The 24,463-nt window shown below is 62.9% G+C and carries 24 protein-coding genes; 14 read left to right on the top strand and 10 right to left on the bottom strand.

What is annotated here, in order from left to right; genetic code table 11:
- Positions 1-50: 50 nt before the first annotated feature.
- From JN302_RS37385 to JN302_RS37375, 3 genes are all read right to left on the bottom strand, one after another.
- The gene (locus tag JN302_RS37385) at positions 51-722 is read right to left on the bottom strand and encodes a 4-carboxy-4-hydroxy-2-oxoadipate aldolase/oxaloacetate decarboxylase (RefSeq protein ID WP_202330964.1); all 672 of its coding nucleotides are present in this window, start codon (positions 720-722) and stop codon (positions 51-53) included.
- Positions 723-772: 50 nt separating this feature from the next.
- A complete protein-coding gene (locus tag JN302_RS37380; RefSeq protein WP_202330963.1) occupies positions 773-1,795 on the bottom strand; it encodes an amidohydrolase family protein in 1,023 nt (340 codons plus the stop codon).
- Between the two features lie 90 nt (positions 1,796-1,885).
- Positions 1,886-2,992, bottom strand: a complete 1,107-nt coding sequence (locus JN302_RS37375; RefSeq protein ID WP_202330962.1) for an alcohol dehydrogenase catalytic domain-containing protein — start codon at positions 2,990-2,992, stop codon at positions 1,886-1,888.
- A gap of 229 nt (positions 2,993-3,221) precedes the next feature.
- Here JN302_RS37375 and JN302_RS37370 point away from each other — a divergent pair, with 229 nt between their 5' ends.
- A complete protein-coding gene (locus JN302_RS37370; protein WP_202330961.1) occupies positions 3,222-3,578 on the top strand; it encodes a DoxX family protein in 357 nt (118 codons plus the stop codon).
- Positions 3,579-3,633: 55 nt separating this feature from the next.
- Complete coding sequence (locus JN302_RS37365; protein WP_202330960.1) at positions 3,634-4,236, top strand: TetR/AcrR family transcriptional regulator; 603 nt, start codon at positions 3,634-3,636, stop codon at positions 4,234-4,236.
- 123 nt (positions 4,237-4,359) lie between these two features.
- On the opposite strand, the gene JN302_RS37360 is transcribed toward JN302_RS37365, so the two are convergent.
- From JN302_RS37360 to JN302_RS37335, 6 genes are all read right to left on the bottom strand, one after another.
- Positions 4,360-5,349 carry an MBL fold metallo-hydrolase gene (locus JN302_RS37360; protein WP_202330959.1) on the bottom strand — a complete coding sequence of 330 codons (990 nt, stop codon included), beginning with the start codon at positions 5,347-5,349 and terminating at the stop codon, positions 4,360-4,362.
- A 201-nt stretch (positions 5,350-5,550) separates the two neighbouring features.
- Complete coding sequence (locus JN302_RS37355) at positions 5,551-7,152, bottom strand: bifunctional 3-(3-hydroxy-phenyl)propionate/3-hydroxycinnamic acid hydroxylase (RefSeq protein WP_202330958.1); 1,602 nt, start codon at positions 7,150-7,152, stop codon at positions 5,551-5,553.
- Positions 7,153-7,186: 34 nt separating this feature from the next.
- Positions 7,187-8,224, bottom strand: a complete 1,038-nt coding sequence (locus JN302_RS37350; RefSeq protein WP_202330957.1) for an Ldh family oxidoreductase — start codon at positions 8,222-8,224, stop codon at positions 7,187-7,189.
- A gap of 32 nt (positions 8,225-8,256) precedes the next feature.
- Entirely contained in the window at positions 8,257-9,138 is an 882-nt protein-coding gene (locus JN302_RS37345; protein WP_202330956.1) for an alpha/beta hydrolase, read from the bottom strand.
- An 84-nt stretch (positions 9,139-9,222) separates the two neighbouring features.
- Positions 9,223-10,125 (bottom strand): VOC family protein, encoded by a 903-nt coding sequence (locus JN302_RS37340; RefSeq protein WP_202330955.1) that lies wholly within the window; start codon positions 10,123-10,125, stop codon positions 9,223-9,225.
- A gap of 90 nt (positions 10,126-10,215) precedes the next feature.
- Positions 10,216-11,193 (bottom strand): fumarylacetoacetate hydrolase family protein, encoded by a 978-nt coding sequence (locus JN302_RS37335; RefSeq protein ID WP_244846130.1) that lies wholly within the window; start codon positions 11,191-11,193, stop codon positions 10,216-10,218.
- 220 nt (positions 11,194-11,413) lie between these two features.
- Between JN302_RS37335 and JN302_RS37330 the strand changes: the two genes are divergently transcribed.
- From JN302_RS37330 to JN302_RS37320, 3 genes are all read left to right on the top strand, one after another.
- On the top strand, positions 11,414-12,163 hold the full coding sequence (locus JN302_RS37330) for an FCD domain-containing protein (protein WP_202330954.1): 750 nt from the start codon (positions 11,414-11,416) through the stop codon (positions 12,161-12,163).
- A gap of 120 nt (positions 12,164-12,283) precedes the next feature.
- Positions 12,284-13,381 (top strand): alcohol dehydrogenase catalytic domain-containing protein, encoded by a 1,098-nt coding sequence (locus JN302_RS37325; protein WP_202334580.1) that lies wholly within the window; start codon positions 12,284-12,286, stop codon positions 13,379-13,381.
- Positions 13,382-13,439: 58 nt separating this feature from the next.
- Positions 13,440-13,979 carry a cupin domain-containing protein gene (locus JN302_RS37320; protein ID WP_202330953.1) on the top strand — a complete coding sequence of 180 codons (540 nt, stop codon included), beginning with the start codon at positions 13,440-13,442 and terminating at the stop codon, positions 13,977-13,979.
- Positions 13,980-14,103: 124 nt separating this feature from the next.
- Here the strand turns inward: JN302_RS37320 and JN302_RS37315 are convergent, their stop codons facing one another.
- Positions 14,104-15,003, bottom strand: coding sequence for a LysR family transcriptional regulator (locus tag JN302_RS37315; RefSeq protein WP_244846128.1), 900 nt, complete (start codon positions 15,001-15,003; stop codon positions 14,104-14,106).
- 307 nt (positions 15,004-15,310) lie between these two features.
- On the opposite strand from JN302_RS37315, the gene JN302_RS37310 reads away from it, so the two are divergent.
- The 9 genes from JN302_RS37310 (at position 15,311) to JN302_RS37270 (ending at position 24,416) form a co-directional block, all read left to right on the top strand.
- On the top strand, positions 15,311-16,696 hold the full coding sequence (locus tag JN302_RS37310; RefSeq protein WP_202330952.1) for an aminomethyl transferase family protein: 1,386 nt from the start codon (positions 15,311-15,313) through the stop codon (positions 16,694-16,696).
- A 144-nt stretch (positions 16,697-16,840) separates the two neighbouring features.
- Positions 16,841-17,686 carry a formyltetrahydrofolate deformylase gene (purU, locus tag JN302_RS37305; protein ID WP_202330951.1) on the top strand — a complete coding sequence of 282 codons (846 nt, stop codon included), beginning with the start codon at positions 16,841-16,843 and terminating at the stop codon, positions 17,684-17,686.
- A 15-nt stretch (positions 17,687-17,701) separates the two neighbouring features.
- Positions 17,702-18,607 (top strand): methylenetetrahydrofolate reductase, encoded by a 906-nt coding sequence (locus JN302_RS37300; protein WP_202330950.1) that lies wholly within the window; start codon positions 17,702-17,704, stop codon positions 18,605-18,607.
- A gap of 288 nt (positions 18,608-18,895) precedes the next feature.
- Positions 18,896-20,104: an amino acid ABC transporter substrate-binding protein gene (locus JN302_RS37295; RefSeq protein WP_202330949.1), complete on the top strand. Its 1,209-nt coding sequence runs from the start codon at positions 18,896-18,898 to the stop codon at positions 20,102-20,104.
- A 65-nt stretch (positions 20,105-20,169) separates the two neighbouring features.
- Complete coding sequence (locus JN302_RS37290) at positions 20,170-21,036, top strand: branched-chain amino acid ABC transporter permease (protein ID WP_202330948.1); 867 nt, start codon at positions 20,170-20,172, stop codon at positions 21,034-21,036.
- Positions 21,036-22,013 (top strand): branched-chain amino acid ABC transporter permease, encoded by a 978-nt coding sequence (locus JN302_RS37285; RefSeq protein WP_202330947.1) that lies wholly within the window; start codon positions 21,036-21,038, stop codon positions 22,011-22,013. Before JN302_RS37290 ends, JN302_RS37285 begins: the two co-directional genes overlap by 1 nt.
- Positions 22,010-22,741 (top strand): ABC transporter ATP-binding protein, encoded by a 732-nt coding sequence (locus tag JN302_RS37280; RefSeq protein WP_202330946.1) that lies wholly within the window; start codon positions 22,010-22,012, stop codon positions 22,739-22,741. Before JN302_RS37285 ends, JN302_RS37280 begins: the two co-directional genes overlap by 4 nt.
- A complete protein-coding gene (locus JN302_RS37275; RefSeq protein ID WP_202330945.1) occupies positions 22,734-23,462 on the top strand; it encodes an ABC transporter ATP-binding protein in 729 nt (242 codons plus the stop codon). Before JN302_RS37280 ends, JN302_RS37275 begins: the two co-directional genes overlap by 8 nt.
- A gap of 219 nt (positions 23,463-23,681) precedes the next feature.
- Positions 23,682-24,416, top strand: a complete 735-nt coding sequence (locus tag JN302_RS37270) for an FCD domain-containing protein (RefSeq protein ID WP_446720702.1) — start codon at positions 23,682-23,684, stop codon at positions 24,414-24,416.
- Positions 24,417-24,463: the final 47 nt, after the last annotated feature.

The following is a 24,463-nucleotide window of genomic DNA, read 5'->3' as shown; positions in this document are numbered from 1 at the left end:
AACTGTAAAACCAGACCGTATCCAGATACAGGCGTCCGGGCGACGGACGCCTATTCATAGACAAGACCCTTCTGCCGGAGACGCTCACGCATGTTGTTGATATCCAGGCTGAGCTTGCCGGCGGCGTAGAGGAGGCGCTTCTCTTGTTCGGCCGCCTCTCGCCTGCGGGCCGTCTCCAGCACCGCGGCTGCCGAGGCTCGCGGCACCACGCAAACCCCATCGTCGTCGGCAACAACGACGTCGCCCGGACATATCCTGGCGCCGGCGCACACGATCGGCACCTGACAATCGCCCAGCGTCTCCTTGACGGTGCCCTGCGCGAAAATCGCCTTGGACCAGACCGGGAAGTTGATCGCACGCAGCACCGCAACATCGCGCACGCCAGCGTCGATGACGAGGCCCCTGATGCCGAGGGCCTTCGCCGATTCGGCCAGGAGATCGCCAAAATAGCCGTCCTCGCAGGGAGAGGTTGGCGTCACCACGAGGATGTCGCCAGGTCGCGCTTGTTCGAGCGCGACATGGATGGTCCAGTTGTCGCCCGGCGCCACTTCGCAGGTCAGCGCATTCCCACCGATCTTCGCGCCAGCGTAGATCGGGCGCAGGTGCGAGCCCAGCAGTCCCGTGCGCCCCTGTGCCTCGTGGACGGTCGCCACGCCCAACGCGCCCAAGCCGTCGCAGAGCTCTATCGGCGTGCGTTCCGTGTTCGTTACAACCCTCGCCATGGATGCCTCTCGGTAAGTTGGCGTTGATGTGTCTCGGTCGGCGCCCGCGCCTACCGGCCCTGTGCCTTCAGCCGCGTATCCAACCTTGGATAGACCATTCGCGCATTGCCCTCGAACACCGCCGCGCGCTCCGCCTCACTCAGGGCCAGCGCGTCGATGTAGCGCCGCGTGTCGTCGAAGTTGAAGCCGGTCAGCGGATCGACAGCCTTGACTGCGCCCAGGAGCTCCGAGCCGAAAAGGATGTTGTCAGGTCCTGCCACACGGAACAGCGTATCGATGCCGGCCTGATGGTAGACGCAGGTGTCGAACCAGACATTGCGCATCAGATGGGCGGCAAGGTCCGGCTTCTCCAGCATCATCGCCAGGCCGCGATAGCGGCCCCAGTGGTAGGGGGCCGCGCCGCCGCCATGGGGGATGATCAGCTTCAACTCCGGGAAATCGCGGAACAGGTCGCCCTGGACAAGCTGCATGAACACTGTGGTATCGGCGTTGATATAGTGAGCACCTGTCGTGTGCAGACAGGCCGAGCACGCTCCGGATACGTGGATCATTGCCGGTACGCCGAGATCGATCATTTTCTCGAACAGCGGATACCAGTAGCGGTCGTAGATCGGCGGCGCCGACCAGAACCCGCCGGAAGGATCGGGATTGAGGTTGCAGCCGACGAATCCGAGTTCCAGCACGCAGCGCTCCAGCTCGGCCAGTACGGGCGCGAGGTCCCCGCTCATCGACTGCGGCAGCTGGCACACCCCCGCGAAGTTCCGCGGGAACAAGCCGACGATGCGAGCGACCAGGTCATTGGAAATGCGCGACCACTCGGCGTTCACGGCCGCGCTGCCGACATGGTGACCCATGCCGGACGCGCGCGGCGACAGAATCGTCAGGTCGGAGCCGCGCTCGGACTGAAGTCGGAGCTGGTTCTGCTCGATCGTCGCGCGCAGCGTCTCGTCGTCGATGCTTGGATAGTCAGGGCTCGCTTCACGCTTGCCTTCGGCGAACTCGATCTGCGCCTTCCGGAAGGCGTGATGTTCCGGTGGTTCGGTCGTGTAATGGCCGTGACAGTCGATGATCATGGCGTCCTCCCGTTGTGTGTTCACGCGCCGGCAGCACCGGGCCGGCGCAAGGGCACAAGCGCGGCGTGAACCTGGCCGCGCTACTCGGGCTCAGGGTTCCAGCACGTAGTTGGTAAAGCCCCCATTGCCCGAGGCGACCCCATTTATGGCCTCGTTGATCCTGTCCAGTGGATAGGTCCTGGCCTCCAGCACGGAAAGGTCGAGGGCGCCGGATCGCACCAGTTCCGCGATCTCCATCCCCTCGGCCGTGCTCACCCAGGCCGAGCCGATCAGTGTCATGGAATTGTCCATCCACCACTTGGTGTTGAACAGCATGTCGCTGCCCGTGCCGCCGATGTTGACGATCCGGCCGCCGCGCTTGACGCCCGTCATGGCGTCCTTCATCGCGTTGACGTCGGCCACGGCGCCCAGGCAATCGACCATGAAATCGGCACCCGCTGGGTCCTTCGAGCGGACCCAGTCCGCGACCTCGCCATCGAGGTTGGACAAGATCTCGATTCGGTTTGGCGAGAGCGCCTTCAGCTTCTCCAGCAAGGGCTTGCCGCGCGCGACGGCATAGATTCTCGAGACGCCCATAGAGAGCGCGAAGAGCGTCGCGCCGACGCCCAGCGTGCCGGTAGCGCCATTGATGATCAGCGACTTGCCGGCCAGGATACCGAGCTTCTTGAGCGCGGAGTAGGCCGTGCCGAGGTAGCCCATGCGAGCCGCCTGTGGAAATGTCATGTTGTCGGGGATCTTGACGATGGCGCTCTGGGGCGCGCCCATGAACTGGGCGAAGCCTCCCTCGGGATAGCGCTTAAAGATCTCGAGGCTGTTCCGGTTGAAGCCGAAATAGCCGTTGAAGGTGAAGTATTCGCACTTCATCTGCTGGCCGCTGGCGCAGGCGTGGCAGGCGCCGCAAGAGCGCAGCGGATTTACGTACACACGGTCTCCGGGCTTGATCGCTACCACCTGGTCGCCAACCTGATGCACCACGCCCGCGGGGTCGAGACCGAAGATGGCCGGCTTGGGCGGCAAAGGCTGGTGGGGATACCAGGTCTCCCAGTTGTTCAGCACGTTGGCCAGGTTCGGGACCAGGCCGCAGGCCTTGACCTCGACGACCACATCGGTGCCGGCAGCCATCGGCTTCTCAACGTCATCGATCCGCATCGGCTCGTTTACGGCGTGCAGCCGTGCGGCCCTCATCATTATTGTCATGCCACTTCCTCCCAGATCCTCAAGCGCGAATGCCTAATTGACATTCGCACTAGACTGTGGATACCGTATCGTATCTGAAATGGGTGGCGCAAGAGGCATTTTTCGACAATCCATCGAAGCTTGCCCGTTCGGTTCCCATTTGCGCGGTATCGCAGGACCCGCGCAGACTCGAGAATTGACTGAGAACCGGGGCGTACATGGACCCCGCAAACGAGGGAGGAAATGTCTGATGTTTGAGCTGCCTGTGCCACCGCAGGACCTGCTTCGCATCCTGTGCGGAATTTGGTTCGTACCGCATGTGGTGGGAAAGATCCGCAACTTCACGAAGGCGACGGCGTCCTTCGAGGCTGCCGGGCTCAAGCCCGGTCGTGTCTTCATCGTCCTCACAATCGCGCTGGAAGTCACGGCGGTCGTGGGCATGGTGTTCAACATCTATCCCAAGGTGGCGACCGGCTGTGCAGTGATCGTTCTGCTAGGGGCTGCCTACGCGGTGATGCGCATAAACGGTCCGAAGTGGCGCTGGCAATTGATGGGCCCCGAGTTCCCCATCTTCTGGGCCCTTGCCTGCCTCGTGTCGGCGCTCTAGCTTCCGGGCGATCGGATACGGATGGTATCCAGATACGTCTTTGGAAGGACTTGGTATGGCGCGGCTGACCCGTGAGCAGAGTCAGGCCCTGACACGCGAGGGCCTGCTTCTCGCTGCGAGCGAAATCGTCTCGAGAGACAGCTACTCCGGCGTAACAATCGAACGCATCGCTGAGGAGGCCGGCTTTTCGAAGGGCGCCTTTTATTCGAACTTCGCCAACAAGGAGGAGATTTTCCTGGAGCTCCTGGAGCTCCACGCCGGTCGAGCGGTTGTCGAGCTGACGGACCGTCTGGAGGAGATCGAGGACCCGGAAAGCGCAATCGATTGTCTTTGCGATTGGGCTACCCAGCGAGCGAAAGACAAGCGCTGGGGCGCGCTGGCCGTCGACCTCTTGACGATTGCCCGGCGCGAAGACACGCTCGAAGACAGGCATCTGCGGCTATTTCGCGACCAATGGGAGGGCCTCGGCAGGCTACTGTCGAGCAAGTTGTTTCCGGGATATGGCTGCGACCTTGAGCCGCTTTATGTCGGCGGTATCGTCATGGAATTGATCTACGGCGGCATATCGTCCTTCATGGGCGAGGAGACGCCGGGCGATATGCTGCGCGCCGCGCTCACCTCCATGCGCCAGGCGCATCTCCACCGCCAGGCGGGCTGATTCTGCCTCGCCGGCCGAACGAAACAAAGGCAACAGCCCGGCCTTGTTTGCGCTTCGATTCGGGTGAACCTGGCCCGAAGGTCGGCGTCGGTGGGCGGAGCCGCCGACGCCGGGCCTTGAAGCTCACCGAGGCCATTCAGCTCCACGCATCAGGATCACCGGGCTGCCATCGCCGATCTGGAACTGCATCAAGTCCTCGCCCACGACGAGCGGGCCGCCGTAGCTTGCCCGCGTCTCCGCGATCACCTCGTCCCAACTGGGCAGGCCCTTCGGTCCCGGCAAAAGGCCTTGATGCGAGTAGACCGCCATCTTGACCGCCGCCCTAGCGAATACTTCTCCGGCTTCGCGCGGCGTCGTGTGATGAGCGAGGATCTTCGCGTAGAGCGGGTTGTCAGCCATGTCGGCCGGCGCGCTGGAAAATTCGTGGATGAGCAAGTCGGCGCCCTGCGCATTCTCGATGACGTTCCCATCATATTTCGTGTCACCGCTGAAGACGACGGAATGACCATCGTAGTCAATTCGGTAGCCAACCGCGGGTTTGATCTTTTCGCCGTGGTTGACCGGAAATGCTGTTACCTTGACGCCGTTCTTCTCGAACACGATGCCGTCCACGAATTCTGTCGCCTCGATCTTCATGGCGGTCGGATCGATCCCCTCGTCGGCCTTGCGTATGGCTGCGTCGGCGGCGTACATTATCGCGAGCCCCCTGGTCACGTCCGCCGTGCCCCTTGGACCGTAGACCTGAAGAGGCGCTTCGCGTCCGCCGAGCGGCTTCCAGTTGAGGTAGCCGGTGGCAAAGAGATCCGGAAGCCCGCCGATATGATCCGAGTGCAGGTGAGTCAGGAACACGCCGTCGATCGATCCCAAAGGTATGCCGAGCTGGAAAATCCGCGTGGCCACGCCTCGGCCGGCATCGACCACCAGATTCATGCCGCCCGCCTGAACGAGATTGGCGAATCCGAAACGACGGATATTGATGGTGGGCGTGCCGGTTCCCAGCAGCGTCACCACCATCTTCGGTTTCGTCTCCGCATCTTGCGCGGCCGACGCATGAATGCCGGCGCCAATCAGAGCAACCGAAAGCAGTGCGAGTCGAATCGTCGTTGTGTTCATTTGTTCCTCCCTTGTTCGAATTTCCCGGATCGCTGGCGGTCCTCTTTGCTCCAGCTGGGCGCAATCAGCCGCTCTGAGATACCGTCAATAATACAAATACCATAAGGTATCTGAGGTGACAATGTCGGGCGAGATGCCCCGCTCCGCGCTAACTTCCAAGACGAGAACGCGTCGGCACCGGTGCAGCCCGGTTGTCCTCGTCTAGTGGCAGGTCCCGCAAAGTCTGGCGTCCAACTTCTCGAGCAGGCGTTTCGCGTCGTCGATGGTGGCCGCGGTGCCGAAGACAAGATGATCGGGCCGCACGAGCGCCGCAACGGCGCCCTTTTCGGCCAGCCAGGCAGCGAACACACCATGCTGCTCCACCAGCTGCGATGGATGGCAGTGGTCCTGCGCTATTTGGTGCACTGCCACGCCTGTCTTGCGAGCGAGGCGCAATAGGTCTGGAGACGCATCCGCGGCCTGTGCGATGAGGAGTCGAAACCCGCCTGGGATGGCATCGTCCAGCCGCAAGCGTCCGGCAGGACCTTCGACCCAGGGCTGAGGACATGGCTCCCCGGTGCCAGGGTTGACTGAACCGTCGGTCGCGTCCACAAGCCCGTGGCGGATCGGCGGAAACAGGTTCTGTCGGATCTGAATTCCCTTGCCCGCAGCCATCGTGGCAATCATTTCCGCATCCCGGGCACGGGCCTTTTCAGGTTCAAGCTCGCAAATGATCTGCCCGAGGCGCTTGGTCACCTCGATCACATCGCGGACAAATGGCTTGCGTTCGGCCTCGTAGGTGTCGAGAACATGCTCCGCACCGCCATCGATCACGTGCGCCAGCTTCCATGCCAGGTTGGCGGCATCCTTGATGCCCTGCGTCATTCCCTGGGCGAGGAAGGGCGGGGTCATGTGGCAGGCGTCGCCCGCCAGGAAAACGCGTCCGAGCCGCCATTGTCTGGCGACGAGGGCGTGGAAATTGTACGTTGCCGACCGCCAGACCCGCCCCTGGCCAGGACGCAGCCATGGAGAAAGCAGTTCCTGTATCCGTTCTGGCCGGTTGATTTCGGCGGGGCTTTCGCCAGGCATGACCATGAATTCCCAGCGCCTCAGTCGACCAGGACCGCGCACATAGGTCCGGGGGCGTGCAGGATCACAGAACTGGATGTTTGTTTCCGGCAGTCGCGCGTTCTCGTCCTCGAGGATCAGGTCGACAACCAACCAAGGCTCGTCGAAATCGAGATCCTCTAGTTCGACGCCGAGTCCCCGGCGGATGAAGCTGTTGGCGCCGTCGCAGCCGACAACGAAGCGGGGCCTGCGCTCGATCAATGCGCCGGTTGCGCGATTCCGCAAAGTTACTCGCGGCTCGGCCGGATGTTCCAGTTTCACGATCTCCACGCCGGTGTGCGTGCGCAGATTGGAGAACCTTCGTGCGTTGACGCGCAAAGCCTCCTCGAGCCGGGGCTGCAGAAAGGTCTGGTACGGCGGCCATGCAAGCGGATGTGGCTCGGGTGGAGACTCGAGCCTGCGAAGCAGGACGCCGTCGGCGGAACGGTATTCCGAAGGACGATATTCCCCGAGTGCCGGGGAAACTGCGGTCGAAGCGCCGATTTGCTGAAAGACACGCATGACTTCGTGGTCAAACCCGATCGCGCGGGGGAGTGCATGGACTTCGTCCGCGGCGTCGAACCCCTCGACAACCACGCCCTGTGAGGCGAGTAGGTTGCAGAGCGTGATGCCGACGGGCCCGAGGCCTACGACGACAACATCGCATTTGCCGTCGGGAATGAGTGAGTTACCGAACTGGTCCTGTGGGTTCGCCATTCGCACTTCCATCCGTGTTTGGCCGGCGGCGTCGCTAGCGGAGGAACGCTGGGAGGCCGACCCCCAGCTTCTGTGCGGTCTCGATGAGGTTCTTGGCAGTGCCCGAAGGCAGCGGAATACCGGCGGCAACGCGCTCCCGTGCGGTCTGGTTTCCGCGTTCGCCCGGCAGCATGACCGCGTCAACGCCGGCCGCGGGCTCGAGCGCATGAATGGCATTCGCCAGTTCTTCCGCCGAAGAGGTGAAGGCGGAAGCATCGCCGAACGCTGCGGGATCGACCGCCATGGCAAGGCCGTTGAAGCCGCCCTTCTTCTCTCCGCGCAGCACCGGTCCGATCACTGCGTTGCCCACCAGGACGCTGGACAGTATCTCGATCATAAGCGAGAGGCCCGATCCCTTGGGTCCCGCCATCGGCACGATTGCGGCGACGGCATTCGGATCCTCGGTTTCGACGCCGTTGGCATCCACCGCCCAGCCCTTCGGGATGGGCTTGCCGGTATCCTTCGCCGCCATGATCTTGCCGAGCGCGACGGCCGCAGTGGACATGTCCAACACCATCGGCGCTGCCCCGCCCGGCCGTGGCACCGCGATCGAGAGCGGATTGGTCGACAGTGCCTCGCCTCTTGCGCCGTGATAGCTCATCAGCGGCCTGGAAGCCGCCATGGCTATGCCGACCAGCCCGCGCTCGGCAAGCTGGCTGGTGAAAAAGCCGATGGCACCGGCATGGGAGATTGCTCGGGCTCCACACCAGCCGATGCCGAAGGCCCTCGCCAGCCCGCCAGCCTTCGCGCTGGCATGCCCCATGGCGACGGCGCCCGGCGCCTTGCCGTAATCGTAGACGCAGGTCGCGCCGAACTCGCGGACGAGTCGCGGCTCCTGGCCCGCCCGGATCACTCCGGACTCGACCATCTCGACATAGCGCGGGATGCGCAGCACCCCGTGCGAATCCGCACCGCGCAAATTGGCCCAGACCAGCAGTTCGGCGGTCTGGCTCGCCTCCTGGGGCGTGAAACCGCCAGCATGCAGGAGCTGCGCCGCGAAGTCGGTCAATTCGGATGCTTGAACCACTGGCATGCTATGGATCTCCGGTCTCGGCCAGGCGCCTGTCAGGCGGAAGGCGTGGCAGGAAAGAACTTGTCGAGCCAGCCCTTCATCAGCATCCTGGTCCGCGGCGCGTCGTTGGGCGCCAGCGGGAAATGCGCGGTGGTGTCGATGAGCATGAGCTCGGTCGGCTGGCCGGCCCTTTCGAACATGCGGATCGATTCGATGGTCGGCGTGATGATGTCGTTGGCCGTGTGGAACAGGAGCAGCGGCCTCGGCGCGATGTTGGCGACCACGTCGTCCGCGCGGAAGTTGTACATCGACCACGCGGTCTCGACGGGAATTTCCATGATCGCCTTCGGCGAAAGGTTCCTTCGCAGGTGTTCGGGGATCGGCACGGCGTCGAAGCGCGACATCCAGAGGCTTTCCCCGGTTTCCTGCTTGTGCTTGCGGCCATTCTCAAGAATGCCGATGAACTTGTTCCACGATTCTTCGGTAGGGTGCTGTCCACGGAACTTGCGCTCGCCGTCGCCCCAGCCGCAGGAGGACAGGCAGCAAGCTATCCGGTCGTCGACCCCGGCGGCATAGACCGAAACCGCGGCGCCGAAGCTGTGGCCGGTGATGCCGATGCGCTTTGGGTCGATCTCGGGCCGCCTGGCGAGAAAGGCCAGCGCATTCTTGGCGTCGACAACCTGGTCGAAGCATCGCACCTGCGCCCGCTCGCCTTCGCTTTCGCCGCAGCACCGGAAGTCGAAGCGCAGCGCAGCGTAACCAAAGGACTCCATCATTTCGGCCTGGATCTGTGCGTGGCTCTCATCCTTGGAGCCGACAAAGCCGTGGCAGACGATGAAGGCCGGAAGCTTCTGGCCGGGCTCGTAGCCGTCGGGAATATGCAGGACCGCCGAGAGCTTCAGCCCGTCCGATTCGAAGGTGAGTTTTTCCTGCATTGCGGGTTTCCTCTGCTATGCCAGGGACGCGGACCGACGCCTGCCCGTCCTCGGTCGGGACGGTGCGTCGGCCCCGCTCCTGGGTCAGTCGATCTTGGCGAACGGCGAGCGATGCTCCCGCCATTCCAGCGGTGCGGGGGAGCCCCAGACATTCATCTGCCGCACGTTGCCTGGCCGCTCGAGATTGGTGATGACATTGGGTTCGAAATGCGCCTCGTCGGCAACGGTGTGCATCGCTCCCGAGCACTCGACCATCGTGCCGGAGGAATCGAGATAGTAGGCGTAGGTGTTGTCGCCGGGACGGTGGCGACCTGGACCCCAGAGCACCTGACGATCGAATCCGTCGAGAATGTCGCCGAGGCGGCAGTAGTCACTGAAATGGTTGAACTCGAAGGAATAGTGGTGGAGCCCGACGGCTCCTCTCACGAGGCCGAGGATATGGTGCTGGCGGTTGCCGCCGTACATCCAGCTCAGGGCGTCGTTGACCAGGCGCTCGGTAAGCCGCATGCCACAGATGGCGCTGAGCTGCCGCCGGGTGGCCTCCGGGTCCGGCGTTATGATGTTGATGTGGTCGATGCGCCTCGGTTTGATGCCGTGGGTGGGATAGCGCGGATTGTACATCGCGTCGCGCGTCGGGGTGTGGACCTCGAAGCGCAGCGCCTCGGGCGTCGCGAAGGTCACGCCGGCATCGCAGCAATCCATGCTGGGTTCGGTGGATAGCACGCGACAGCCCGCTGCCTCGACGCGCGAGGCCGCTTCCGCGACGTCCTGGGCGGTCAAGGCCTCGAGACCGATCGTGTGACAGGAGTTCTCGTCCGATTCGAGCAGCACTAGTTCGGCCTTGCGGCCGTTGGAGCTCAGCCACGCCTCGCCGCCGTCCTGCCTGGTGACGCGCAGCCCGAGTATCTCCGTCGAATCGTGAATCATCGCGCCCACGTCGCGAACGTTCAGCTTTATGTGGCCGATCCCAAAGACCAAATGCGTCATCACTGTCCTCCACCGTATGCGGGAATGGCTTTGCCATCCTCATAGCGCAAACCGCGAAGGTCGACAAGAATTTTCGAAAAAATATGTTTGTTACGAAAATGAAAGGCGCGCATCGCCCGGTGCGACCACCCGGTTTCGCAGCGTGCCGATGCCGGGGATCTCGACTTCGACTTCGTCGCCCGGGAACAGAAATTCCGGAGGATTGCGGGTCGATCCGAAGCCCGAGGGCGTGCCTGTGACGATCACATCGCCCGGGTCGAGCGGAGCGAAAGAGGTGATGTAGGAAATCAGCCAGGGAATGTCGAACATCATCCTGCCCATCGAGATTGCCTGCTTCGTCACTCCGTTGACCCTGGTTTCCAGTGCCAGCACGGTCGGGTCAGGAATCTCTTGCGTGCAGACCATCCAGGGACCGAAGCCGCCGCTTCGATAGAAGTTCTTGCCCGGCGTGAACTGCGTCGAGTGCTTCTGCCAGTCGCGAACGCTGCCTTCGTTGAAACAGGCATAGCCGGCCACATGCCGCATCGCGTCCGCCACTGCCACGCGATGCGCGCGCCTTCCGATGACGACAGCCAACTCGCCCTCGAAGTCCAGCCTGTCGGATGCGGCAGGCTTCAAAATCTCCTGACCATGCCCGACCTGCGCCTCCGCGTGCCGGGTAAAAAGCAGCGGGAAGGCCGGCGTCTCCTTGCCTGCCTCGTGAAAGTTCGTGGCGACGCAGAAGATCTTGCCCGGATTCGGAATTGGCGGCAGCAATTCAACGTCGGCAAGGGGCAGCGCGGGAAGGTTGCGCTCGCAGGGCATCAGTCCCGGAAACCGGTTTGCGAGATAGGATTTGAGGTCGACTGGCGCGCCGGGAACCGCGTCCAGACGCAGTATCGTGTCGCCCTCGACAAGGCCATAACAGGGGGCGGATTCATGGGTGAATGAAGCGAACTTCAAGACTTTTCCTCTCCCGGGGACTCGGCACCGGAGGATAGGCATCTCCACCCGGTAGTAAACAGAAAATTTCGAAAAACTCGATGGGCCATTGGACGAAAGATAAGACCTTGCGGCTGCCGCAGCCACATCGAAGAGCCCGACCGGGTCCCCGGAAGAGGCCAATTTTCGTCAATTCCGCAAAGCCTTGCCGCTTCCTGCGGCTTGGGCTGTATCTGCGCTGTGGCTCTGAATAGCGTAATAATTGAATATTTCGAAAAAGCAGATAGGCTTGCGGTCGAAAGCGGCATGGAGGCGACTGCCGCGTCGCAAATTGACGCATGGGCGTGAACGCAGCGGAGGAAGCAACGTGGCGGCCACAACCAGACAGAAAGGCGAGACACGTGCCGCCGATGTCCTCCAAAGGATGCGATCCGATATTGTCGCGTGTGTGCTCAAACCCGGCGAGCGGTTGCGTTTCGAGGCGCTGCGGGACCGCTATGCGGTCAGTTTCTCCACGCTGCGGGAGGCGCTCTCGCGCCTGGCGGCGGAGGATCTCGTGCTCGCCGAAGGTCAGCGCGGCTTCCTCGTGGCGCCCATCTCCATCGACGATCTGAACGACCTCACCAATGTGCGCGTGCTCGTCGAACGCGAGGCATTGCGCCTTTCCATGCTGAAGGGCGACGACGCTTGGGAGGCGAGCATCATTGGCACCTTCCACCGCATGGAGCGGATCCAGCAAAGGCTCGGCAGCCAGTACTATTTCGACGAGGAATGGTCGGCCGTTCACGCCGCGTTCCACCTTTCGCTCGTCCGCGCCTGCAATTCGCCCAACCTGCTACAGTTCCGCGAGAAACTCTTCGAGCGCGCTCATCGCTACCGGCGAATGTCCTCGCAGTTTCGGACACGTTGGCGGGAGAAGGATGTTCAGCACAGGATGATCATGGACGCCGTGCTTATCCGCGACGAAGCCCGCGCGGTCGCTCTGATCGACCGTCACATCCGCGAGACGACCGAGAACGTGATCGAGCATGCCGGCCATCTTTTTGTCGGGCTGGGGGCGGGAACTGCACAGCCTTTGGTCGCACTTGTTCCGCCATCAGTTACGAAAAAAGCTTGATATTTCGAAAAAACTGTGCGACCTACGGAAATCATCCGTGGGAGGCCCATCCGCGACGAATTGGTCCGGCTTTGGGCGGATTGAAAGGGAGGTTTCGACGTGAATGCAATTCCGAACACCATGACGGCCGCGCGCATGCATGAGGTGGGTGGCCAATTGAAGCTCGAAGAGGTGCCGGTTCCTCAGCTTGGTTCGATGGACGTCCTCGTCCGCGTCCGTTCCTGCGGCATCGTGCCAAACCTCGCCAACATCCTCGCCATGTGGCCGACCTGGTTCCCGCACATGCCGCAACCGCCGCTTCCCGCCATCTTCGGACTGGATCCGGCAGGCGAGATCGCAGCCGTCGGCATCCAGGTCCACAGCCTGAAGGTAGGCGATCGCGTCTATGTCAATCCGGGACGCTCCTGCGGCTCGTGTCGTCACTGTCGGCGTGGAGACACGATCTCCTGCCGCTACTATGCCTTCCAGGGCTATTTCGGCTTCACGCCCGAGTCCGTCCAGACGTTCAACGACTACCCCGTCGGCGGCCTCGCCGAATACATGGCCGCTCCGGCCTCCGCGATCGTGTCGCTGCCCGACAATCTCAGCTTCGATCAGGCTGCCCGCCTCGGTTACATGGGCACCGGCTACTCGGCGCTGAAGAAAGCCAATATCGGGCCGGGCGATACGATCCTCGTAAACGGCGTTTCGGGCACGCTCGGCATCTCCGTCGCCGTGTTCGGCCCCGCCTTCGGCGTCAAGAAGATCCTCGGGACGGGCCGGGACCGCAAGCTGCTGAAGGAGATCGAGGCGCTCGCGCCGGGCATCATCGAAACCCATTCGCTCGAGGACGGCATGCCCGACGAATGGGCCCGCGCCATGACCGGCGGCGAGGGCGTTGATGCATTCATCGACTGCAACGGCCCCGGTACCCCGCAGGAGCCATTCCTGGCCGGTCTCAAGGCGCTACGTCGCGGCGGCACAGCGGTGGACATCGGCGCGGTGATGGGCGCAGTTCCCGTGGATGTCCACATGCTCATGGACCGTAACCAGCGGCTGGTCGGGTCAGCCTGGCTGACGACGTCGGAAGGGCAGGAGATGGCCGACCTGATCGCCATTGGCAAGGTCAGCTTCGAAATGCTCGAGACGCAGGTGACGCCGCTCGCCAAGGTGAACGATGCCATCTCGGGCATTGCACAGCGCCATGGCGGGTTCTCGAACTTCGTAATCCATCCGTGATTGCGTACGTGGAAGCATGCTGATACCAAAAAGTATCTGAGAAAGGGAGGTTCTCGATATGAAAGTTCGCCGCGTCGTCACCGGCAAGAATGCCGAAGGCAAGTCAGTCGTCATCTCGGACGGATCCTCGCCGCGCGAGATGGTTCTGAAGCACACGCCGGGTTTCGTTTCGTCGCCGCTATGGAAGGACGAGGGAACTCCCGATCTGACCAGGCGCGACGGCGCCGATCTCATGAGTTCCGGCGGCACGATGGTCTTGCCGGCTGGCGGATCGTCCTTCTGGGTGATCACCTTCCCGCCGGACAGCGTGCTGATGTCGCCGGACTGGAACCCCGCCGTCGCCGGCCCGGAACTCGGAGAGGCCTCTCCTGGCATCGCTGAAAGGATGGAGCCGGACAATCCGGGCATGCACGAGACCCCGACGGTCGACTATGTCACCGTGGTCAGGGGCATGGTCGTTCTGGAACTCGACGACGGCAAAACCGTCGAGCTGCATCCCGGTGATACGGTGGTTCAGCAGGGCACGCGGCATGCGTGGCGCAATCCCGCCAGCGAACCGGCGACGATCTCGGTGGTGCTGCTCGGCGCCAAGACCTGAGACGTCCGTCCGCACCCTCGCCGCTTCGGGCTCGCGTAAGCGCGGACTCGGGTAAATGAAATGAAGGTTTGCGCCCGCCGCCGCCTCCCGACCGGCGTTCCCCAGCGGAGCGCCGGTTCTGCGTTCAGATCTTGGCCGAGACTTCGGCGAGAATCTGCCTCGCCCAGGCGTGCAACCCCGAATAGTGCGTGCGCTCCGTCCAGTACATATCGATCTGAAGCAGAACTTCGAGCGGGAAACGCTTGAGCGTCAACCTGTCGGAAAGGCGTCGCGCCAGGCGGTAGGGAATGGTTGCAACCAGCTCCGTGTCGCGGATCAGTGGCTCGAGATTGTCATGGCTGGGCACGATCACGCTCGGAGTAATCGTGATGTCCAGGACGCGCAGCGCGGCGAAGTAAAGCGCCTCCCATTGTCCGTTGTGGGTAACCGCGATGTGGCGTGTCTGCCTGTAGCCTTCCATCGTCAGTTCTGCATCCGCCAGCGGATGCGCTGGATCCATGATGCAGGCATAGCTGTCGGTGAAGAGTTTTCGCCGATAGTAGATGTCGCCGAAGATCGCGACGGGCCCCAACACGATATCGCAGATGTTCTCCCTGAGCTGCTGCTTCCCGTGCACTGCCGATTCAAAGATGTTGACCGCGACCTGGGGCGCCTGCCGATGCACCTCGTGCACGAAGGCCGGAATGAGGAACATCCTCTCGTGATGATTGCAGGAGATCGTCAGGCTGCCGGTGGAGGTCTGCGGGTCGAAGGCTCGCAGCGACGATAGTGCCTGCATCCGCTCCAGAATCTCGCGCGCTTCCTGCACGAGCTGCCGTCCCTTCTCGGTCGAGACGATCGAGTTGCCCTGTCGTACGAAAATCGGATCGTTGAAAGCTTTCCGCAATCCTCTGACTGAGTAGCTGATCGTCGACTGGTTGACTCCGAGGCGTTGCGACGCCTCCGAGAAGGACTGGCAATCCTGAACCATGACCAGCGCCTGCAAGGCGTTCAGATCGACGCGGGCAAGGTCATCCGTCAACATTGCTTCCTCATCAATGCAAATTTTCGATCACCTGTATCAAGCCTATCTCATTGTTGAATGTCCGCCAAGCTGTAAGCTGCCCAGATACAGGGAGGATGCTGTGGTCGAGGCCGGTCGCTCAGGCGAACGGCTGCCGCCCGAGGAACCATCCGAAAGTCTCATCAGGGGGCCGTCAGGTCCCCGAAGGTCCGTGGCGATGCCCGTCGCCTCGCGACCGGGACCACGAGGAGTTCCGAGCGGTCGTGCCGCAGCGTCGAACTGTCCGAAACGGAAGTCCGGCGCAGAGCGCCTATACAGGAGGAATTCAATGGCCAAGAACCTTGAGGAAAAGATTGCGGAAGCTGGCAGCCCGCAGACCATGCTTTGGGAGTCGAAGGATCCTCCTATCGTCGCTACGCCCGTAACGCCGGAATTCACAAACTGGCGCGACGAACAATTGGCCTGGCGCCGCACGTCGGTCCTGTTCGACCAGTCGCACCACATGGCCGACCTGAACATCAGAGGCAAGGACGCACTCAGGCTTATCCGCGACACCGCGATCAACAGCGTTGAGTACTTTCCCGTCAACGCCGCCAAGCAGTACATCGCGGTGAACGGGGAAGGCCAGATCATCGGCGACAACATCCTGTTCCGCAACGAAGAGGAGGAATTCCAGGCCGTCGGCGTCCCGCCCTCGATCAACTGGCTGCAATACCACGCCGAAACCGGCGGCTACGACGTCGAGTTGTGGCGCGACAATCCCTCCTATGCCCGCGTCGGCGGCGGCGATCCGGTCGTCTACCGTTACGAAGTGCAGGGCCCGGGCGCCATGAACGTCATCCGCGAGGTGCTCGGCGAAGAGCCCCCGACGGTGAAGTTCTTCCACGGCGCGCGTTTCACTATCGCCGGCAAGATGGTGCGCGCCCTTCGTCACGGCATGGCGGGCGAGCCGGGCTTCGAATTCGTTGGTCCATGGGCCGATCGCGAGGCGGTGCACAATGCGCTGCTCGAGGCCGGCAAGAAGCACGGTATGGTCCAGGTCGGCGGGCGCGCCTATCTCACCAACACCTTGGAATCGGGTTGGCTGCCGCGACCGCTGCCGGCATTCTATTCGGGCAAGAGCACCGAAGGTTTTCGCAGATGGCTCGCCGCCGACGAGATCGACGCCAAGGTGTCACTGGGCGGCAGCTTCTTCTCCGATAACATCGAGGACTACTACTTCAGCCCCTACGATGTCGGCTACGGCCGCATCGTGAAGTTCGACCACGACTTTATCGGCCGCGCAGCGCTCGAAGCACAGGTTGCAGCGCGTCAGACGGAGGTCCGCAAGAAGGTCACACTCAAGTGGAATGCCGAGGACACGGCGAAGTGCTGGGCGTCGATGTTCCAGCCGGGCCCTGGGGCCAAGTACTTCAACCTGCCGATCGCGCACTACGCCACCTACCACTACGACCGGGTGGAGTCGGCGGACGGCGCGCTGCTGGGCCGCTCGTTGCACACTGGCTACTCCTCCAACTACCGCTCGATGCTGTCGCTTGCCGTGCTTGATGCGGCGGCGGCCGAGCCGGGCACCGAAGTGGTGCTTGTCTGGGGAGAGCCCAAGCCCTCGTCCAAGATCCAGGTCGAGGATCACGTGCAATTCAAGATCCGGGCCACGGTTTACCCGACGCCGATCGACATGCACGCACGCACCACCTACCGCAAGAACGACTGAGCGGCTATCCCGCCGCGGCCCCCGGGTTGCGGCGGACCAGTAGCGCCTTCTTGTTTCCTCCGAATGCAGCGGATCGCCGCGGCGGCCTGGATTGCCGCCGCGCAGCAAAACGACGCGCACGAATTCCGAAGAGACGATACAGCCATGAAGACCTACCTGCTCACGCTTCGATGCACGAACCGGCCCGGCATTGTCGCCGGCGTCGCCACGCGCCTTGCGGGCCATGGCGGCAACATCACCGCGGCCCAGCAATTCGACGACCCCGAGACCGGCCAGTTCTTCATGCGAGTGGCCTTCACGATGGAAAGCGGCATCGAGGATTTCGCCGGCCGCTTCTCCGAAGAGGTCAAACGCTTCGGCTTGCAATGGACGCTGCGGCCGGAGAACCAGCCGCGCAAGGTGCTGATCCTGGTGTCGAAGTTCGATCACTGCCTGGCCGACCTGATCTACCGACAGCGCATTGGCGAACTGCCGATGGAACTGGTCGGCGTCGTCTCGAACCATCCGCGCGAGGCGCTGAACCTGACACTCGACGATGGCGTTCCCTTCCATCACTTCCCGATCACGAAGGACACCAAGGCCGCGCAGGAGGCGCGCATACGGCAGGTGGTCGAGGAGACCGGCGCCGAACTCGTCGTGCTCGCTCGCTACATGCAGATCCTGTCGAACGAGTTCTCCGCCTGGCTTTCCGGTCGCTGCATCAACATCCACCATTCCTTTCTGCCGGGCTTCAAGGGAGCCAAACCCTATCACCAGGCGCATGAACGCGGCGTCAAGATGATCGGGGCGACGGCGCACTACGTCACCGAGGACCTGGATGAAGGTCCGATCATCGCCCAGGACGTCGAGCACGTGACCCATGCCGACGGTCCGGAAGACCTGGTCCGCAAGGGCCGCGACATCGAACGCCGCGTGCTTGCGCGCGCGGTCGCCTTCCATCTCCAGGACCGCGTCTTGCTCAACCGACGCAAGACGGTCGTCTTCGCCTGAAAGGAGCGCACGCGCATGGACACGACTTCACCCCTGCACAAGGCCCGACCGCAGTTCATCGGTGCCTCGACCGAGTTGGCACCCGGCCAGGCGATCGACTCGCCGGATTTGCCTGGCCTGTTTCCGCAGGGGGTGCGCGTCTATATCACCGACATCGGCACCGATGACACGCCCACTCTCGTCCGGGCAGCTCGGCGGGTCACCGATCTCGGCTACACGGCCGTTTCTCACATCGCCTGCCGGAGGCAGACGACACGCATTGCCCTGGAAGAGCGGGTGAGGGCGCTCGCGGAGGAAGCCGGCGTCGGGGACGTGCTCATCATCGGTGGCGACGTCAAGACCCCGGCCGGCGTCTTCTCCTCGTCCATGGACGTGCTGGAGACCGGCTTCCTCGACAAGTACGGCATCGCCGAGATTGGCATAGCGGGCCATCCGGAGGGCAGTCGCGACTTCTCCGACGAGGTGGCGAATGGAGCCTTGCGCCTGAAGCAGGCATGGGGCGAACGCACAGGCGCCCGTCTTCGCATAGTCACCCAGTTCGGCTTCGACGCCGAGAAGTTCATCGCATGGGCGGACGGACTGGCGGGGCTGGGCATAGACTTGCCGGTGCATCTCGGCGTCGCCGGACCCGCCAAGATCACTACGCTGCTGAAATACGCAGCGGTGTGCGGAGTCGGCAACTCGCTGAGTTTCTTCAAGAAGCGGTCGGCCTCGCTGGCGGCGCTGGCAACGAGCCATTCTCCCGAAAGCTTTGTCAGTCCGGTGGAGGAACACTTTCGCGCGAATCCCGGCTCGGCAATCGAGCAGCTTCACGTCTTCCCCTTCGGCGGCATCAAGAATGCCTCGAGATGGCTCCACGAACGTGGATCGTGGGCGAGCGAAGAGAGACCGGCGGCGAGGCTCGAATTCCGAACTCATTGACGTACCAGCTCGTATCTGTATACTATCTGGTACGCGAATGAAGCGGCGATTGTCAGCCCGGTCGTGCCGAACGGCGGGCATGCGGCCGGGGGTTGAAGTCGCGAAATACCCTGCGAAGAAAATCGCCGTTCGACAAAATTACGAAAATCCGTGTGTTTACGAAAATTGCTAGCTTGTTGGAGGAAAATGCCGTAAGCAGTCTTCTTGGCAGTGGAATGATGGACGACTGTTCCGCGCAGGAGCGGGCAGGAGAAGGTCCCATCGCAACCAGAATTGGGAGGAATTTCGATGTTGCGACGCAGTTTCAATCTACTCATGCTCTCGGCCGCGCTGGCTGTCGGCACGGCCGGCGCGAGCTTCGGGCAAGAGGCGGTCAGGATCGGTGTGAGCGCCGCCAAGACCGGCCCGGTCGCGGGTGGAGCATCGGGCGTGCTCTGGCCAAACATCAAGCTGTGGGCCGAAAAGGTGAACAAGGCCGGCGGGCTGAAGGTTGGGGACGAGATGCGGCCGGTCGAGATCGTCGAGTATGACGACAAGTCGTCGCCGGAGGAAGCAGTCAAGAACATCCAGCGCCTGGCGACGGAAGACAAGGTCGACCTGCTGATTCCGCCCTATTCGACCGGTCTCAACCTCGCGACAGCGCCACTGATCGCGAAATACGGTTATCCGCAGATTGTCTCGACCGGCAACGCCAACGACCTTGAGCAGTTCGTCGAGCGCTGGCCGAACACGTTCTGGCTGCTCGGCCAGGCGCAGGGGCTCGCCAATGGCATCGTTGGCACGCTCAAGGATCTGCGCGACGCCGGCAAGATCGGCAACAAGGTCGCCCTGGTCAACGTATCGGACGCTTTCGGCCTCGAGATGATCAAGACCGGCAAGCCGGCCCTGCAGGAGGCCGGCTTCGAGATCGTCTACGAGACGTCCTATCCGCTCGGCAATCAGGACCTCGCACCGGTGATCGCCAGTGCCAAGGCGGCCAATCCCGACGCGTTCGTCGCCTATTCCTATCCGCCGGACAGCTTCGCGTTGACCGAGCAGGCGCAGTTGCAGAAGTTTGACGTCAACGCTTTCTACGTCAGCGTAGGCGGCAACCTCGACGGTTTTGGCAAACGCTTCGGCCCGGCCGCCAATGGCATCCTGATCATGGGCGGCGTCAACGCCGGCGATCCCGACTTCCAGGCCTACCGCAAGGAACACCTCGACGCGACCGGCCAGGAGGCCGACTGGTGGGCGAGCCCCGTCGCCTATGCCAGCCTGGAGATCCTGCAGCAGGCGGTGGAGCGTGTCGGAAGCCTCGACAAGGAGGCCATCAACAAGGAAATCCAGACCGGCACGTTCAAGACCGTTCTCGGAGACATTCACTTCGAGGACAACATCAACCACAACAACTGGACGGTGGGCCAGTGGAACAACGGCGTGGTGAACGGCGTGAGGGCCACGGGCACCCTTCAGGGGGCGGTTGAACCGGTGGTCAAGCCCGCGTGGCCGGCCAATTGATTGGGTAAGCCATGGACGCGGCGGCGTGCCTGCCGCCGGGTCCGATGCTTCAGCACGGTCGCGCCATGCAAATCATTCTCACAGGTGTGCTCCTTGGGGGCACGTATGCGCTCATCGCCCTGGGCCTTACACTCCAGTACGGCGTGTCGCGCATCATGAACCTTGCCAATGGCGAAACGCTGGTTGCAGCCTGTTTCGTCACCTTCTGGCTCTATACCGGCTTTCAGGTAAACCCGCTATTCGGGCTACTGATCATCGGGCCGGCGGCATTCGTCATCAACTGGCTGGTCTATTGGTGGCTCTTGCAGCCGCTGGTCAACCGCGCCAAGCATCGAGGGCAGCTCGAGGTCGATTCCATCCTCGCCACGTTCGGCCTGCTGTTCCTATTCCAGGGGCTGATGCTGCTGTCGTTCGGCGGGTCCTACTTCAACTATCAGTTCCTCGCCACCCCGTTCACCATTCTTGGCGGCTCCTTTGGCCTGAACCGCATCGTCGCCTTCCTGGCCGCCGCTTTGATCGCCTCCGCCCTCTACGTCTTTCTCTACCGCACGGATCGCGGCACCGCGGTGCGCGCCGTGGCGGTCGACCCGCGTTCGGCCCGGCTCGTGGCGATCGACGTGCGCCGCACCGCCGCCTTCGCCTTTGCTCTCGGCGGGGCGATCACCGCCTGTGCCGGTACGCTGCTGTCGACCTTCTATACGTTCAACACGTCCATGGGCGTCCTCTTCACGATGAAGGCGCTGATCATCGTCATCATGGGCGGCGTAGGCGACGTGCGCGGCGCGGTTATCGCTGCGCTCGTACTTGGGGTGACCGAGACGCTCGTGGCGAGCCTCATCGATCCCGGCCTCACTCTGGCTGCCAACTACACCCTCTTCATTCTCGTTCTGCTCTTCCGTCCGCAGGGCATCTTCGGAAGGAGGCCGGCTTGATGACTGTGCCGCGCAACGAATTTGGACTTCTGGGCATCGGAATTGCCGCGGCCGCCGCGCTCGCAACGCTGCCTCTCTTCACCGAAGGGTTCTGGCTGTCGCTTGGCGTCAACATCATGCTCTACGCGGCGATGTGCACGGCCTGGACGCTTTTTTCCGGCCCGACCCATCTGGTGTCGCTCGCCAGCGCCGCTTTCTTCGGGGTCGGAACCTATTCAGTCGCAGTGTTCATCGACGTGCTGCCTTTCCCGGCGCTGGTCCTCATCGCGATCGGGGCGGGCGCGCTCCTGGCCGTACTGGTCGGTCTCGCGACGCTGCGGCTTTCGGGCGTCTATTTCGTCATATTCACACTCGGTCTGGCGGAGTTGATCGGCCAGGTCGTTACCTGGGTGCAGACCAAGTTCGGCGGCGCCATCGGCCTCTATGTATTCACCGATTTCACGGAATCGCATCTTTACTGGATGCTGCTCGTGCTCACCATGGTGGTGTTCGTGACGGGATGGCTGATCAACCGGTCCCGTCTCGGCCTCGCCATGCGCATCATCGGCAACGACGAGACCGTGGCGCGGCATGTCGGTGTCGACACCGCGCGCTCGCGGATCATCCTCTTCGCCGTCTCGGGCGCCTTCATCGCCGTCGCCGGCGCGATCATGGCTCCGCGCTATGCCTACATCACGCCGCAGGCGGCCTTCAGCCCCATGACCTCCTTCCTGGTCGTCATCATGGCCCTGCTCGGCGGCACGCGCCGCCTTTGGGGTCCTCTGGTCGGCGTCGTGCCGTTCACCCTGGTGATGGACTTCATCTCCGGACGCTTCCCAAATCATACTGCGTTGATCGTCGGTATGACTTTCCTGGCGATCGTCTACCTGCTGCCGGATGGCGTAACCGGCCGGCTGGAGAGCCTGTTCCGTCGCCGCGACCGCCCGAAAGACAACGGCGTGCTGCCTGTCACGGCGACTGTCGAGGACAGCCAATGAGCGCTTCTCTGCTGACCATCGAGCGGGCCCGCAAGGCTTTTGGCGGCCTGATCGCCGTCAACGACGTGAGCTTCGACGTCGGCGCGGGCGAACTCCTAGGATTGATCGGGCCAAACGGCTCGGGCAAGACCACGATGCTCAATCTGATCTCGGGTGCGCTCTCGCCCACATCGGGTCGTATCATGCTCGCAGGACAGCCGATCGGAGGGTTGCCCGCGCACAAGATCGCGCGGATCGGCGTTGCGCGTACCTTCCAGCTCGTACGCGTGCTGCCGTCGATGAACGCCATCGAGAATGTGGTTGCCGGCGCGGTGTTCGGCCATCGCAAGGTCTGGGGCGACGAAGCTGCCGATCTCGCCCGCGATCTCCTGGCCCGTGTCGGCCTCAAGGGTCGCGAAGCGGTTCCTGTCGCGGCAATGACCTACATCGACCAGAAGCGCATCGAACTTGCCCGTGCGCTCGCTTCGGACCCGCATCTGCTGCTGCTCGACGAGTGGCTCGCCGGTCTCAATCCGAGCGAACTCCAGATAGGCATCGATCTTATCCGGGAGCTCAATGAGCAGGGGCGCACCATCATCATGGTCGAGCATGTGATGGATGCCATCCGTTCGCTCTGTCATCGCAGCGTGGTCATGAGTTCGGGGATCAAGATCGCCGACGGCAATTCGTCGGAAGTGCTTGCCGACCCCGAAGTGGTCCGCGCCTATCTCGGAGATGACGATGCTTGAGGTTTCCAATCTCGGCGTTCGCTATGGGCGCCACCTGGCCCTCGAAGGCGTTTCGGCCAAGGTCTCGAAAAGCGAGATCTGCGTCATCCTCGGCGCCAACGGAGCCGGCAAGTCTTCCTTCCTGTGTGGCGTTGCCGGCCTGGTGTCCACGGAGCCGGGCACCTCGATCCGGGTCAACGGCAAGGATGTGACCCGGCTAGAGGCTCACCAGATGGTCGAGGAGGGCATAGCATTGGTGCCGGAAGGCCGCGGGATCTTCGGCGAACTGACCGTGGCCGAGAACCTCCGGCTTGGCAGCCACGCCCGCCGCGCCAAGGCCGAAGCGTCGCGTACGCTCGATTTCGTCTACGGCCTGTTTCCGCGCCTGGCCGAGCGTCGCGGGCAACTCGCGCAGACGATGTCCGGCGGCGAGCAGCAGATGGTCGCCATCGGCCGCGCGCTGATGTCGCGCCCTGAGATCCTAATGCTGGACGAGCCGTCGCTCGGCCTGTCGCCGCTCCTGTCGAAGGAGCTGTTCAAGTCGCTCAGACTGATTGCGGCGGAAGGCTTCGGCATCCTGCTCGTCGAGCAGAACGCACGGCTCAGCCTGAAGACCGCCGATCGCGGCTATCTGATGGAGACCGGCCGCATCGTCGGCGAGGACACGGCGGAGCGCCTGCTCGGCGATCCCAACGTGATCAGCGCCTATCTCGGCGGCAAGGGGGCGGCTCAGCCTCACTAGGTCGCAGGCAAGGCCGTGGCGAGCTACACGACGGCAGGATTACACCCGGCCGGTCGCTCCCCTGCAATCGATCCTGAAGCCGCGCTGGCCCGACTTTCTCGCAGGCGAGGTGTCTTGTCCTGTCGGCTGCCGAACGTCGGATCCTGCGCGGCCCGGTACGCCGTTTGATTATTTTCGAAAATCGCCATACACTTTGCATCGCAGAGTAGAAGCGGAGCCATGCCTATGGATGCCAAGCAGGCGGGTGAAACCCGGGCGGCGGACGTGCTTGCACGGATGCGCAGCGATATCGTCAGCTGTAACCTGAAGCCAGGCGCGAAGCTGCGCTTCGAGACTCTGAAGGACCTCTACGAAGTCAGCTTCTCGACCCTGCGCGAAGCGCTGTCCCGGCTCGTCGCGGAGAATCTGGTCGTTGCCGAAGGGCAGAGAGGCTTCGTCGTCGCCCCGGTCTCGCTCTTCGATCTCAACGACCTGACCGACGTTCGCGTGCTGATCGAGCGCGAATGCATCCGGCTGGCTATCGAGCGGGGCGATGATCAGTGGGAGGCCGAGATCATCGCGACTTTCCACCGCATGGACCGCCTGCAGAACAGGCTCGGCTCGACATACTACCTCTCGGAAGACTGGGCGAAGCTCCACGGCACGTTCCATTTCTCTCTCGTCGCGGCATGCGGCTCACCGAACCTTCTTGAAATCCGCCAGAAGCTCTTCGAGCGCGCCCACCGCTACCGGCGGATGTCTTCGCAGTTCCGTCCTCAGTGGCGGGCAAAGGACGTCGAGCACAAGATGATCATGGATGCCGTGATCGGGCGTGACAGCCAGACCGCGCAGGACTTGATCGACCGCCACATCCGCGAGACGACCGAGAACGTCATCGCGCACGCCTCGCACCTCTTCGAGCGGCCGGTAGAACGCGCGCCAAAGGAACGATCGGGAATCCTGGCGGCCGAATAGCGCGCCGCCACCAGTCCCGACCTCAGGTCGCCAACCGTCGCACCAAG

Source organism: Mesorhizobium sp. L-8-3 (assembly GCF_016756615.1).
GTDB lineage: Bacteria > Pseudomonadota > Alphaproteobacteria > Rhizobiales > Rhizobiaceae.
The sequence above is the reverse complement of the archived record's forward strand: the minus strand, read 5'-3'. Positions and strand labels throughout refer to the sequence as shown.

Excerpts from the sequence above, each read along its gene's own strand:
- JN302_RS37385 (WP_202330964.1), bottom strand. The coding sequence starts at position 722 with ATGGCGAGGGTTGTAACGAACACGGAACGCACGCCGATAGAGCTCTGC.
- JN302_RS37380 (WP_202330963.1), bottom strand. The coding sequence starts at position 1,795 with ATGATCATCGACTGTCACGGCCATTACACGACCGAACCACCGGAACAT.
- JN302_RS37375 (WP_202330962.1), bottom strand. The coding sequence starts at position 2,992 with ATGACAATAATGATGAGGGCCGCACGGCTGCACGCCGTAAACGAGCCG.
- JN302_RS37370 (WP_202330961.1), top strand. The coding sequence starts at position 3,222 with ATGTTTGAGCTGCCTGTGCCACCGCAGGACCTGCTTCGCATCCTGTGC.
- JN302_RS37365 (WP_202330960.1), top strand. The coding sequence starts at position 3,634 with ATGGCGCGGCTGACCCGTGAGCAGAGTCAGGCCCTGACACGCGAGGGC.
- JN302_RS37360 (WP_202330959.1), bottom strand. The coding sequence starts at position 5,349 with ATGAACACAACGACGATTCGACTCGCACTGCTTTCGGTTGCTCTGATT.
- JN302_RS37355 (WP_202330958.1), bottom strand. The coding sequence starts at position 7,152 with ATGGCGAACCCACAGGACCAGTTCGGTAACTCACTCATTCCCGACGGC.
- JN302_RS37350 (WP_202330957.1), bottom strand. The coding sequence starts at position 8,224 with ATGCCAGTGGTTCAAGCATCCGAATTGACCGACTTCGCGGCGCAGCTC.
- JN302_RS37345 (WP_202330956.1), bottom strand. The coding sequence starts at position 9,138 with ATGCAGGAAAAACTCACCTTCGAATCGGACGGGCTGAAGCTCTCGGCG.
- JN302_RS37340 (WP_202330955.1), bottom strand. The coding sequence starts at position 10,125 with ATGACGCATTTGGTCTTTGGGATCGGCCACATAAAGCTGAACGTTCGC.
- JN302_RS37325 (WP_202334580.1), top strand. The coding sequence starts at position 12,284 with ATGACGGCCGCGCGCATGCATGAGGTGGGTGGCCAATTGAAGCTCGAA.
- JN302_RS37320 (WP_202330953.1), top strand. The coding sequence starts at position 13,440 with ATGAAAGTTCGCCGCGTCGTCACCGGCAAGAATGCCGAAGGCAAGTCA.
- JN302_RS37315 (WP_244846128.1), bottom strand. The coding sequence starts at position 15,003 with ATGTTGACGGATGACCTTGCCCGCGTCGATCTGAACGCCTTGCAGGCG.
- JN302_RS37310 (WP_202330952.1), top strand. The coding sequence starts at position 15,311 with ATGGCCAAGAACCTTGAGGAAAAGATTGCGGAAGCTGGCAGCCCGCAG.
- purU (WP_202330951.1), top strand. The coding sequence starts at position 16,841 with ATGAAGACCTACCTGCTCACGCTTCGATGCACGAACCGGCCCGGCATT.
- JN302_RS37300 (WP_202330950.1), top strand. The coding sequence starts at position 17,702 with ATGGACACGACTTCACCCCTGCACAAGGCCCGACCGCAGTTCATCGGT.
- JN302_RS37295 (WP_202330949.1), top strand. The coding sequence starts at position 18,896 with ATGTTGCGACGCAGTTTCAATCTACTCATGCTCTCGGCCGCGCTGGCT.
- JN302_RS37290 (WP_202330948.1), top strand. The coding sequence starts at position 20,170 with ATGCAAATCATTCTCACAGGTGTGCTCCTTGGGGGCACGTATGCGCTC.
- JN302_RS37285 (WP_202330947.1), top strand. The coding sequence starts at position 21,036 with ATGACTGTGCCGCGCAACGAATTTGGACTTCTGGGCATCGGAATTGCC.
- JN302_RS37280 (WP_202330946.1), top strand. The coding sequence starts at position 22,010 with ATGAGCGCTTCTCTGCTGACCATCGAGCGGGCCCGCAAGGCTTTTGGC.
- JN302_RS37275 (WP_202330945.1), top strand. The coding sequence starts at position 22,734 with ATGCTTGAGGTTTCCAATCTCGGCGTTCGCTATGGGCGCCACCTGGCC.
- JN302_RS37270 (WP_446720702.1), top strand. The coding sequence starts at position 23,682 with ATGCCTATGGATGCCAAGCAGGCGGGTGAAACCCGGGCGGCGGACGTG.